The sequence below is a fragment of the Pseudomonas sp. GW821-FHT09C08 genome (assembly GCF_059418125.1).
In genome coordinates this window covers 562,080-574,167 of the sequence record NZ_JBWKPG010000001.1, presented here as the reverse complement: position 1 = coordinate 574,167, position 12,088 = coordinate 562,080, and the positions used below count along the sequence as shown (strand labels likewise).

General features: G+C 60.2%; 10 protein-coding genes. 4 read left to right on the top strand and 6 right to left on the bottom strand.

Going from position 1 to position 12,088, the window contains the following annotated elements; translation table 11 throughout:
• Positions 1–5 precede the first annotated feature (5 nt).
• Both lpxO and AC07OJ_RS02265 read right to left on the bottom strand, forming a co-directional pair.
• Complete coding sequence (gene lpxO / locus AC07OJ_RS02270; RefSeq protein ID WP_495093819.1) at positions 6–905, bottom strand: lipid A hydroxylase LpxO; 900 nt, start codon at positions 903–905, stop codon at positions 6–8.
• Positions 906–1,169: 264 nt separating this feature from the next.
• On the bottom strand, positions 1,170–2,486 hold the full coding sequence (locus AC07OJ_RS02265) for a Wzz/FepE/Etk N-terminal domain-containing protein (RefSeq protein WP_495093818.1): 1,317 nt from the start codon (positions 2,484–2,486) through the stop codon (positions 1,170–1,172).
• Positions 2,487–2,885: 399 nt separating this feature from the next.
• On the opposite strand from AC07OJ_RS02265, the gene AC07OJ_RS02260 reads away from it, so the two are divergent.
• Positions 2,886–3,272, top strand: coding sequence for a TIGR03067 domain-containing protein (locus AC07OJ_RS02260; protein WP_201144292.1), 387 nt, complete (start codon positions 2,886–2,888; stop codon positions 3,270–3,272).
• Between the two features lie 140 nt (positions 3,273–3,412).
• Here the strand turns inward: AC07OJ_RS02260 and AC07OJ_RS02255 are convergent, their stop codons facing one another.
• Positions 3,413–4,225, bottom strand: a complete 813-nt coding sequence (locus tag AC07OJ_RS02255) for a class I SAM-dependent methyltransferase (RefSeq protein ID WP_495093817.1) — start codon at positions 4,223–4,225, stop codon at positions 3,413–3,415.
• Positions 4,226–4,380: 155 nt separating this feature from the next.
• Between AC07OJ_RS02255 and AC07OJ_RS02250 the strand changes: the two genes are divergently transcribed.
• The 3 genes from AC07OJ_RS02250 (at position 4,381) to AC07OJ_RS02240 (ending at position 8,991) form a co-directional block, all read left to right on the top strand.
• Positions 4,381–5,619: an MFS transporter gene (locus AC07OJ_RS02250; protein WP_106805676.1), complete on the top strand. Its 1,239-nt coding sequence runs from the start codon at positions 4,381–4,383 to the stop codon at positions 5,617–5,619.
• 142 nt (positions 5,620–5,761) lie between these two features.
• Positions 5,762–7,348 carry an ABC-F family ATPase gene (locus AC07OJ_RS02245; protein WP_010210624.1) on the top strand — a complete coding sequence of 529 codons (1,587 nt, stop codon included), beginning with the start codon at positions 5,762–5,764 and terminating at the stop codon, positions 7,346–7,348.
• Between the two features lie 467 nt (positions 7,349–7,815).
• Entirely contained in the window at positions 7,816–8,991 is a 1,176-nt protein-coding gene (locus tag AC07OJ_RS02240; protein ID WP_495093816.1) for an MFS transporter, read from the top strand.
• On the opposite strand, the gene AC07OJ_RS02235 is transcribed toward AC07OJ_RS02240, so the two are convergent.
• From AC07OJ_RS02235 to AC07OJ_RS02225, 3 genes are all read right to left on the bottom strand, one after another.
• A complete protein-coding gene (locus tag AC07OJ_RS02235; protein WP_065904995.1) occupies positions 8,985–10,022 on the bottom strand; it encodes an alpha/beta hydrolase family protein in 1,038 nt (345 codons plus the stop codon). The genes AC07OJ_RS02240 and AC07OJ_RS02235 overlap by 7 nt on opposite strands.
• 229 nt (positions 10,023–10,251) lie before the next feature.
• On the bottom strand, positions 10,252–10,863 hold the full coding sequence (locus AC07OJ_RS02230; protein WP_065904993.1) for an FMN-dependent NADH-azoreductase: 612 nt from the start codon (positions 10,861–10,863) through the stop codon (positions 10,252–10,254).
• A gap of 142 nt (positions 10,864–11,005) precedes the next feature.
• On the bottom strand, positions 11,006–11,932 hold the full coding sequence (locus tag AC07OJ_RS02225) for an AraC family transcriptional regulator (RefSeq protein WP_495093815.1): 927 nt from the start codon (positions 11,930–11,932) through the stop codon (positions 11,006–11,008).
• Positions 11,933–12,088 lie beyond the last annotated feature (156 nt).

The window sequence follows — 12,088 nt, the reverse complement described above, 5'->3', positions numbered from 1 at the left end:
CTGTGTCAGATCAGCACGAAGATCAACACCAGTGCAGCGAAGATCGCCCACTTTTCCAGGTAGTAGCGCGTACGGTTGCGCTTTTTCAGTTCCTTGCCGCGCAGGCGGATCTTGTACAGGCGCGTAAACGCACGGTTCAGCCCGCCGGTCCTGTCCCCATCGTCGTTGGGCGAGCCGGCGGCGGCCATCACGTTGCGGCTGAACCAGCGATTGAAGGCGGCGGCCCAGCGGTATTTCATTGGCCGCTCGATGTCGCAGAACAGGATGATGCGGTTCTGCTGCGTGGTGTTTTCGGCGTAGTGAATGTAGGTCTCGTCAAACATCACCGGCTCGCCATCGCGCCAGTAGTAGTTTTCGCCATCCACATTGATGTAGCAGCCAGGATCGTTCGGCGTCTCCAGGCCCAGGTGATAGCGGTACGACCCGGCATACGGATCACGGTGACGCACCAGTTTCGAGCCCGGTGGCAGCTCGGCGAACATGGCCGCCTTGATCGAGCCGATGCTCTGCACCAGTTCGGTGGTGCGCGGGCACAGCTTCATCGCCGACGGGTGGCTGTCGCCATACCACTTCAGGTAGAAACGCTTCCAGCCAGACTTGAAAAACGAGTTGAAGCCGACGTCGTTGTATTGGTCGGAACGCTTGATTTCGCCGGCCCGCATCAGGTTCTGGCCTTCCTGGCGGATTTCCTCCCAGTGCTCCTGCAACGGGCTCAGGTCGGGAAAATCACTGGGCGACAGGTACGGTCGGCTGGGCAGCTTGGAGAAGAGGTAGAGAAAGCAGTTGATCGGTGCAAGGAAGGTCGAGTGATCGCTGAGCTGACGGCCCAGCTTGTGCCGCACTCGACCGCGCAGGTGTACATACGCGATGGAGGCAACGTAGAGAACAACAATGATGAGTTTCAAGGGATTTCGTCACAAGTCAGAAGAGAACAGGCTGCTCCTGCGCGCCCACAACGGCCGAGGATGGATAGCAGCACCTGAAATCACAATTCACACAATCGGCACCAAGCCTGGTTGACAACCTGGTTCGTGGCCATTGGCAGTTATTTAGCCACAAGTTGTAACCAAAAGTTAACTAAGAATTGTGAAAAGCTGCCTTGTGAATGTGATGGGCGACGACCTCGGCGGGCAGGCTTTACAGCCCGCCCGCGAGGTGTCTGGCCCGCGCTAGCGCAGCGGGAGACGGCGATCGGCGGTCACCGAAAAAGGCCCGTTTTCACGTCGCACCTGCGCGAAGTGGGTAATCAATGCCAGCAATATACCCAGCAGCAGCCCGGCCACCACGCTAAGGGCGATAATCAACGCGCCCTTGGGTTTTATCGGGTTCAGCGGTTCCTGGGCCTGGCGGTCCACCGTCACCAATTTCAACGTACTCATGTCGATGTTGAGGCTCCGCAGCCGGGCCTCTTCTGCCCACAAGGGCTCCACGTTCTGCAGGAATATGTCCTCATTCTTGCGATCGTTGAGCACCTCGACCTCACGATTCACATCAAGCATGCGCAGTTCCTTGCTGATCTCGGCGACACGACTGTTGGTGAAATCATCGTTGGTACGCCGTTGCAGTGCCTTGCGCTCAGCTTCCAGGACTTCCGTACCCATGAAATACAGCGGCAGCTTCTGGTTGGTCACCACGGTGCGCATGACCTGGCTGGATCTACCGGAAGCATCAGCGCCCATGGCCGAGGGCGCAGTGGGAGTCCGGATGCCGACAGCCCTGGCAATCGAGATCGCCTCGTCGAGTTCCGCCAGGTGGCTGGTACGCTCCATCTTCAGTTGCAAGTGCAAGGCGCTGAGTTCGTCCTGCAGTCGCGCGCGCTTGACCTTATCGTCCTCCAAAAGCCTGGCGATTTTCGCCGCCTTGGCGGTTTCGTAATTGCCCCGTGCCGCGTCAATTTTGCCCTTGAGCTCATTGAGACGGTTGTTGACGATCACCTTGAAATCCGCGCCCACTTGGCTGCGCTCCTGCGCAATCGCGTAGTCGACGAATCCGTTGAGAATCGCCACGCCGTCAATGCCCGTGGGGTACTGCATCTCCACCCGGATCGAATTGTTGAGGGGTTCGGATTTCTTCGGATCCGGCAACATCAGGTTGATGGCATTGCGGTTGAACGCTTCAAAGCTCTGCTCCAGGCTTCGCCCTGGACGCTGGAACGCTTCGAACAGTGCCGGGTTTGCCCGGAAAAAACCCAGGCGGGTCTCGTAAGAGTCCAATTGCATGCCCACCTTGGCCAATGCCTCGGCGGGCGGCAGCCGGTAGACGTCAGAGCGATTCAGGGCATCCAATTCATTGATCGCTGCAGGCCGAAGCACACTGCTCACCTGGTAAACCCTGGGTGCCAGAAACGCGTAGCCTACTCCCAGAAGGCCCGCCAGAATCGTGCAACCGATGACCCGTTTCTTTTGCTTCCAGATCGCGTGAAACAGTTCAAATAGATCAATCTCGTCCGACGGTAAATGTTGATGAAGCTGGGGAGTGTTATTCAAGATTCATACACCCTGATGAGTTGAAATCCAGTGCCCAAAAAATCAAACCTGGATAACGACTGAATAAACAGGGGGCAACGTCCGGGCACACGATACACATGGCCCTCTGCCGGCAGAGGGACCACCCAATTGATTGAACCTTCACACCTGACGGCGTGACGTTTCATATCAGTTACCCGGGTGTCATGACTGGCAGACACCCGGAGCATAGACGGTCCGTTACGAGACGTTACCCGGCGGCCAGGCAAAGTAACGCTAATTGCCTGTCGGGAAAGGAAAAATTACATTTAAACCTGAAAAATAAGACAATTCCTACACGCGGTTAAGCTTCTGGTACGCAAACCTGCCACATTGTCCCTAACGACCAGCGATTGGTCCTTCAGCAAAAAAGGAATTTGTATGTCATCCATTTCAGACCCGGATTTTCTAGCCCTGCAAGGTGCCTGGGAGCAGACCTCACTCGAAGACAACGGCGTGCTCAATCCCCCCGACGCCCACACCGCTCCAGGCGCAATCACCACGATTACCGGCGAGCACTTCGAAGTGAAGACCGTCAGTGGCGAGGTATTGCTGGCTGGACGGTTTTCCCTGGACAGCACCACGGTTCCCAAGAGCATTACCTGGGTGGACTCCATGGGAGAGGATGCCGGCAAGCAATTGCCCGCCAGTTATCGCCTCGAAGGGGATGAGTTTGTGTTTATTGCCGCAGATGAAAGTATGCCCAGGCCCCTCTCGTTCAGTACTGGCCCAGGTCAAACCATGCGCACTTTCGTACGCCGTACTTGACCCCGGTTCATCCGAACTTGCGACAGCATTTTCACAAAGCGTTCACTTGCGGGTCTATAGGGTGAAGCCTACCTACTCCAGTGAATCCCTTAGCCCGCCTCTCCTCGCGGGCTTTTTTTGGCCGGTCGGAAAGCCCCGACTCAGGGCGCACGCTTGGTCGCGGCGAGGGTAAAACACAGGGGTAATTGCGCAGGCTGGTGCTCGTACTGGTCGTAGAGTTCTTCGCGATTGGAGTGGGCGTATTCCTGCAGGTGGTTGATCTGCAGCTGCGCATCAATCGCGGCACTGACCACATCCCCCAGCGTATGCACATACCAATAGGAGGTCGGCCCGGCCACTTCGCCCTGCCCTTCATAGACAATCGACTCCTGCAGCACAAACGGCTCACGCTGGAAGTACGAATGGGCGGGCAGCAGCGGATTTTGCGCGCGGGGGTCGAACACCTCCAGGAACGGATGGGTTTCATACATCACCAGCGTGCCGCCGGGCTTCAAGGTGTCGGCGACATGGCGCATGAACAGTGCCACATCCGGCATCCAACCCAGCACACCGATGGTCACCAGGGCAATATCAAATCGCCCGTGCAGGTGATGCGGCAACTGGTGAATATCGCTTTCGATAAATTCCGGGCTGTGCGGAGAAACCGCAGCCAACTCATGGGCCTGCTGCAAAAACGCCCGGGATTGGTCGACTCCCACTACCGAACGCGCGCCGAGGCCGAACAGTGACAGGCTTTCGCGACCGTTGTTGCAGCACAGTTGCACCACGTCCTTGCCCGCGACGCCGATGTCGTGCAGCAAGCCGGTGATGGTGGGGTCCAGGCAGGAAAAGTCCGCAGCGCCGACCCGGCTGAGCAGCGCGTTCCAGGTGTCGGTGGTCCTGTGCAGGCCGGCGGATTGGTCCCAGGCATCCTTGTTAGAGGTAATCGCCTGCTGAGCTGAGGGCATGTCCATTGCGTCTCCAGATAATTGTTACAGCGAGGGACTGAAAATAAGCCAAGAGCCTGCGGATTAAAACCCCGGAAGACGTACGAAACTTAACGCAAACCTTGCAGGTCACTACGCCATGCAGTGTTCAGCCGTTGAACACCCTCTGCGAAGACCGCGCCATGGCCAAGCCCTCCGATCTGCGTAATACCCTATCCCTGGACGGCCTGAATTTCTTTCTGGCAGATGTGCGCGACGGCCTCGGTCCGTACCTGGCGATTTATCTGCTGGCGGTACACAAGTGGGACCCGGCCAGCATCGGCGTGGTCATGACGCTGGCGGGGATTGCCGCGCTGATCACTCAAGGCCCGGCGGGCGCACTGATTGATCGCACGCGCAGTAAGCGTGCGGTCATTGCAGTGGCGGCGATTTTGGTGACGGTCAGTTGCCTGCTGCTGCCATTTGTCAGTTCTTTCAGCCTGGTGGCCGTTACCCAGGCGGCCAGCGCCATTGCTGCCTCGGTCTTCGCCCCCGCCATCTCTGCCATCTCTCTGGGAATCACCGGGCCGCGCGCCTTTACTCGCCGCACCGGGCGCAACGAGACCTTCAATCATGCCGGCAATGCCGTGGCCGCGTTACTGGCCGGGGGCCTGGCGTATCTGTTTGGTCCGGTGGTGGTGTTTTACCTGATGGGGTTTATGGCGGCAGCCAGTATCGTTGCCGTCAGTTGCGTCTCGGCGAAGGCGATCGACCATGAGGTCGCCCGTGGTTTCGACCCTGCCCACACCAATGACCACGAACAGCCGTCCGGCATTAGCGTGTTGTTGGCCAACCGCCCCCTGCTGGTGTTTGCCATTTGCTGTGCGCTGTTTCACCTGGCCAATGCCGCCATGCTGCCGTTGGTCAGCCAGAAGCTGGCGCAAATCAACCTGCAGATGGCCACGCCACTGACGTCGGCCTGCATCGTCGCGGCGCAATTGGTGATGGTGCCAATGGCCTGGCTGGTGGGCCTCAAGGCCGATGTGTGGGGACGCAAGCCGCTGCTGCTCGCCGGTTTCCTGATTCTGCCCTTGCGCGCAATGCTCTATACGCTGTCCAACGACCCCTACTGGCTGGTGGCGGTGCAAATGCTCGATGGCATCGGCGCAGGGATCTTCGGTGCGCTGTTCCCGGTGATCGTCAAGGACCTGACCCAGGGTACCGGACGCTTCAACGTCAGCCTGGGCGCGCTGTCGACGGTATTTGGCCTGGGCGCGGCATTGAGCAGCAGCCTGGCCGGCCTGGTGGTGCAACAGGCTGGCTACAACGCGGCGTTCCTGACCCTCGCGGGCGTGGCTGCGGTGGCCTTGGCGCTGGTCTGGCTGGCGATGCCGGAGACCTTGGTGAAAGCATCTTTCGCCTGCCATACAACTGTCGCCTGACATATGCGACAATGCGCGCCAAATTCCAACACACATCCCCCATTTTTTGCTCAGCGACCGGGTTTCGCGCCTTGATGTCGCTGTTGATGCATGCCTGAAGGCTCCTGCCGCCACGCTCGCAACCCATTGATAGGTAAAGTAATTGATCTCCACAGCTAACATCACCATGCAGTTCGGCGCCAAGCCGCTCTTCGAGAACGTTTCGGTCAAGTTCGGCGCCGGCAACCGGTATGGTCTGATCGGTGCCAACGGTTGCGGCAAGTCGACCTTCATGAAAATCCTCGGTGGCGACCTCGATCCGTCGGGCGGCCAGGTCATGCTGGAGCCGAATGTTCGCCTGGGTAAACTGCGCCAGGACCAGTTCGCCTACGAAGAATTCACCGTACTCGACACCGTGATCATGGGCCACGAGGAACTGTGGAAGGTCAAGGCCGAGCGCGACCGCATCTACTCGCTGCCGGAAATGAGCGAAGAAGACGGCATGGCCGTCGCCGAGCTGGAAACCGAGTTCGCCGAGATGGACGGCTACACCGCCGAATCCCGCGCCGGCGAACTGCTGTTGGGCCTGGGCATTCCCCTGGAACAGCATTTCGGCCCGATGAGCGAAGTGTCGCCCGGCTGGAAACTGCGCGTGCTGCTGGCCCAGGCGCTGTTCTCCGACCCTGAAGTGCTGTTGCTCGACGAACCGACCAACCACCTGGACATCAACACCATCCGCTGGCTGGAAAACATCCTGACCCAGCGCTCCAGCCTGATGATCATCATCTCTCACGACCGTCACTTCCTGAACAGCGTGTGCACCCACATGGCTGACCTGGACTACGGCGAGTTGCGCCTGTTCCCGGGTAACTACGACGAGTACATGACCGTGGCGACCCAGTCCCGCGAGCAGCTGCTGTCGGACAACGCCAAGAAGAAAGCGCAGATCTCCGAACTGCAATCGTTCGTCAGCCGCTTCTCGGCCAACGCCTCGAAAGCCAAGCAGGCCACCTCGCGTGCCAAGGCGATCGACAAGATCCAGTTGGCCGAGGTCAAGCCTTCGAGCCGCGTGAGCCCGTTCATCCGTTTCGAACAGAACAAAAAACTGCACCGCCAGGCGGTCATCGTCGAGCGCATGGCCAAGGGTTTCGACGGCAAGCCGCTGTTCAAGGACTTCAGCTTCCAGGTTGAAGCCGGCGAGCGCGTGGCGATCATCGGCCCGAACGGTATCGGCAAAACCACCCTGCTGCGCACCCTGGTCAACGAACTGACCCCGGATGCCGGTAGCATCAAGTGGACCGACGCCGCGGAACTGGGCTACTACGCCCAGGACCACGCGCATGACTTCGAAGACGACGTCACCCTGTTCGACTGGATGGGCCAGTGGACGCAAGGCGAGCAGATGATCCGTGGCACCTTGGGTCGCATGCTGTTCTCCAACGACGAGATCCAGAAGTCGGTCAAGGTGATTTCCGGTGGTGAGCAAGGCCGCATGCTGTTCGGCAAGCTGATCCTGCAAAAGCCGAACGTGCTGATCATGGACGAACCGACCAACCACTTGGACATGGAGTCCATCGAAGCGCTGAACCTGGCGCTGGAGAACTACCCGGGCACGCTGATCTTCGTCAGCCACGACCGCGAGTTCGTATCGTCCCTGGCCACGCGCATCATCGAGTTGAGCGCCACCGGCGTGATCGACTTCAGCGGCACCTACGACGACTACCTGCGCAGCCAAGGCGTGGTGTTCTAAATCGCGTCGTTGTGGTGAGCAGGCTTGCTGTGACTTGCAAGCCTGCTGTGACTGACAGGCCTATTGTCGCTGACAGACTTATTGTGGTGAGCAGGCTTGCCCTGCGTTGGGCTGCGAAGCAGCCCTAAATTCAAACACCGCGCTCTGTCTGGCAGAACGCGGTGCTTTTTATAGGGGCTGCTTCGCAGCCCAACGCAGGGCAAGCCTGCTCGCCACAATAAGCTTGCTCACCTCAAATAAGCTTGCTGACCTCAAATAAACTTGCTCACCTCAAATAAGCCTGCCACCTCAAATAAGCTTGCTCACCACAAATAGGCCTGCACACTGCAATAAGCCTGCACACTACAAATAAGCTTGCTCACCAAAATCAAAGCCCCACTCCACTTCAAACAAAGTAGTTAGCCTGCTTCCTTTTCCCCCTGCCCCTTGCCATCATGCCCTCACCGCCCGCCCGCGAATGAGTGACCATGTCTGACGCCGCCCCCAGCTCCCTGTCGATCACCCTGCAGATCGTCTCCATTGTCTTCTACACCTTCATCGCGTTCATCTGCATCGGCCTGCCGATCGCGGTCATTCCTGGCTATGTGCACGAGCAATTGGGGTTCAGCGCAGTAGTGGCCGGCGTGACCATTGGCTCGCAGTACCTGGCCACCCTGCTCAGCCGCCCCATGGCCGGGCGCATGTCCGACAACGTCGGTACCAAGCGCGCGATCGTCCTGGGCCTGGCGGGCATTCTGCTCAGTGGTGTGCTGACGTTTTTCGCCACGCTGGCAGAAAGCCTGCCCAACTTGAGCCTGGCCATCCTGATTGCCGCCCGGCTGCTGCTGGGTGTGGCCCAGGGCCTGATCGGCGTGGGCACCATCAGTTGGTGCATGGGCGCGGTGGGCGCCGAACACACCGCGCGTTCGATTTCCTGGAACGGTATTGCGTCCTACGGCGCCATCGCCATCGGCGCACCGCTGGGGGTGGTGATGGTCGCCGACTATGGCTACAGCAGTCTGGGCATCGCCCTGACGGTACTGGCGGCGTTGGGCCTGGTGCTGATCCGCAACAAGCCCTCGGTGCCGGTGGTGCGTGGCGAGCGCCTGCCGTTCTGGGCCGTGTTCGGGCGCATCGCGCCGTTTGGTGCGAGCCTGTGCCTGGCGTCGATCGGCTACGGCACGCTGACCACGTTTATTACCCTGTATTACCTCAACCGCGGTTGGGCCGGCGCGGCGTACTGCCTCACGGTCTTTGGCGTGTGCTTTATCCTGTCGCGGCTGGTGTTCATCTCGGCGATCAGCCGCTTCGGCGGCTTTCGCGCGGCCATTGCCTGCATGACCATCGAGACCGTGGGCCTCACGCTGCTGTGGCTGGCACCCTCCACTGGCGTGGCCTTGATCGGTGCCGGGCTGACCGGTTTCGGCTTGTCGCTGGTGTATCCGGCGCTCGGCGTGGAAGCCATCAAGCAAGTGCCCAACAGCAGCCGGGGCGCGGGTTTGAGTGCCTATGCGGTGTTTTTCGACCTGGCCCTGGCGATTGCCGGACCACTGATCGGCGCCGTGGCGCTGAACCTCGGCTACGGCTGGATTTTCTTCTGCGCAGCGCTGCTGTCGGTCACCGGCCTGGGCTTGACGGTGTCGCTCAAGCGTCGCGCTTACTGATCGGCAGTCTGCAACCCGGCGCGGGTGGATTGGCCGAGGGTGTGGCCGAAAAAGCGCCCGGCCTCGGAGATCAGGTCACGGTGGATGCCTTCGCGGTCGACGCCATCGGCATCGGTGCAGATCGCCGGCATCGCCGCCAATTGATCGCTGTCGCACGGCGCCATGAACACAAAATGCCCGGCCCCTGCCAGCAGCTTGAAGTCCGGCGGCTCCGGCAACTTGCGCGCCAGGGCCGCGGCGTTCTTGTCCACGGCTACCAGCTTGTCGCCGTCGCCGCTGTAGAGCAACACCGGCACATGCACATCAGCCAATGTCTGACGGCCGAACATCAAGCTCAGCGGCGCCATCAGCATCAAGGCATGGATACGCGGGTCGGATTGCGGTTGCAGGTCGTCACGGTCAACCACCAGCTCACCTTTGGTGGTGCAGGCGTCGCGGTCTTCCGGGCGCTCCTGGCAATAGCGGCGCAGGCGGTCGAAATCCGGCTTGGCCCCCGCCAGGATCAACGCGGTTTCACCCCCGGCCGAATAGCCGATGACCCCGACCTGATTGACGTTGACGAACGGCGACAGCATCGGGTCGCCCAGGGTGGCGGTGATGGCTTCGGAAATCTGGATCGGCCGGCCATACAGGTTGCTCACGGTGCCAAGGCGGCTGTGGTCCTTGTAGTTGTCACCCGGGTGCAGCACCGCCACCACTACAAAGCCTTTGCGCGCCAGCGAGGTGGCCAGGTCATGCAGGGCCAGCGGCGTGCCGGTGTTGCCATGGGACAGCATCAGCATCGGGAAACGCCCGATGGCGATCTTCGCATCTTCAGTGGCCGCGACATGATAGGCGCCCAACTGCGTGGTGTGCTCAAGCCCGGTAGAGGGGTAGAAGGCGACGGCTTTCATCGGCTGCAGGTCGAGCGGGTCGAGAAACGTCATGCGGTGGAAGCCCACACTCCAATGCGGGTGCGGCGCAGGCGCGGCATGCACTGAAATCAGGCCGCCCAGCAGGAAAAGAACCATAACAGCACAAAGACGCATCATGAGGATGTCCACCTTTGCTGCATTAAAACCGGCATGTCTGATTGAAAAGTCCATGGTTCAAGGTACTCGCACCGGGTGGTAAACCCATGTGTGCATAACCTGGGCCAAAGTAAAGACAGCGGGCAAACGAAAAAACTCCGTACTCCGGTCGTTTTCAGGCGGCCAGAATACAGAGTTTAGGCGCCCCGCTTCAGATTGAAACGGGGCAGAGGCGAAATTTACACAAGCCTTACGCGGCGGCGAACAACTGTTGGTTGATCTGTGCGTTGGCGTCGCTCAAGGACTTGCTGCGCACTTCGTCACCGTAGGCCAGGCCTTCGGCGCGTACGACTTCGATGTCAGTGATGCCGAGGAAGCCAAACAGCAATTTCAGGTAGCCTTCATGGGCGGCGCCCGACGCTTGGCCAGCGTGCAGGCCGCCGGCGGTGGACACGATGATGACTTTCTTGTTGCCGCACAGGCCTTCCGGGCCGGCTTCGGTGTAGCGGAAGGTCTGGCCGGCGACCGCGATACGGTCGATCCAGGCTTTCAACTGGGTTGGAATGGTGAAGTTGTACATCGGCGCACCGATCACCACGGCGTCGGCGGCGAGGAACTCGGCCAGCGACGAGGCGCTCAGTTCGGCCTCGTGCTTTTGCGCGGCGTCGCGCAATTCGGCGGCGGTGCCCAGGGCGCCCAGGGTCGCGCCGGAGAAGTGGTTGATGCCTTCGCTGGCCAGGTCGCGGTAGGTCACTTCCACACCGGGCTCGGCCGCTTGCCAGGCCTTGACCACACCAGCGCTGAGCTGACGGGAAGCCGAGTTGTCGCCGAGGATGCTGGAATCGATATGCAACAGTTTCATGCGGGATCTCCAAGTGAGGATCGCGACAGGGCGATCAAGTGAGGTTGATCCTACAGGTGAAGCCAATGATCGATTAGAGGGTTGAAATGCGACTGTTCGTCTCGTCAGCGGGACAGTGCACTGTCTCAAGCCCGCTTCACACTCAATGGGACGACACGTAGATCGACGCCGACGCAGGCGCGGGGAGCGCATAGGTCCGCTTCATCCACTGGATCTCCTCCTGCGGCGTGCGGCCGAAGAAGCGCTTGAACTCGCGACTGAACTGCGAGGCGCTTTCATAGCCGACCTGGGTGCTGGCCGTGGCCGCGGTGATATCGCTGCGCAGCATCAGCAGGCGCGCCTGGTGCAAGCGCGTGGACTTGAGGTACTGCATCGGCGAAGTGTCGGTGACGGTGCGAAAATGCGCGTGAAAACTCGGCACGCTCATCATCGCTTCCCTGGCCAGCGCCTCCACGTCCAGGTGCTGGTGATAACACCCATGGATCTTGCGAATCGCCCGCGCGACCTTGCCGAACTGCCCCTGGCGATTCAGCGCGGCGCGCATCGAGCCGCCCTGCTCCCCCGTGAGGATCCGGTAATAGATCTCGCGCACCAGCGCGGGCCCAAGGATATGCGCCTCCATCGGCACACTCATGGCCTCGAGAAAGCGCAGCAGAGACGCGCTGAGCGGCTCATCCATCGGCGAGGAATACATGCCCCTGGGCTGGGCTTCGCCCTGCGCCGGGAAGTCATCCAGCGCCAGCATCAACTCCGCCGCCAGGGTGAAATCCAGGCGCAGGTATACCGCGAGCATTGGCGCTTGTTCAGTGGCCTCGGTTTCCATGGTGAACGGCACCGGCACTGACACCACCAGGTAGTGCTGGGCGTCGTACACGTAGATGTCCTCGCCGAGGTAACCGCGCTTGCGCCCTTGGCACACGATCACGATGCCCGGATCGTAGAGCACCGGCACGCGGTGCAACGGGCGGTTGGAACGCAGGAAGCGCACGTCATCGAGTGCGGTCAGGTTATAGCCTTCGACAGGCGCCAGGCGGTCCATCAACTCGATGATTGTTTCGGTGCGGCCCATGCTGGCTGGCTCCAGTGCAAAAAACACACGGTATCGCGCCAGACCGGCTGACGCCACGCCCTGATAGGAATAGGCAATCAGTACAGTGGATCCTTGCAAAAAAACCAGCGTTCAACTGCTGCTGGCTTTTTTCGGGGTGGATTTGCCTCGCGCAGA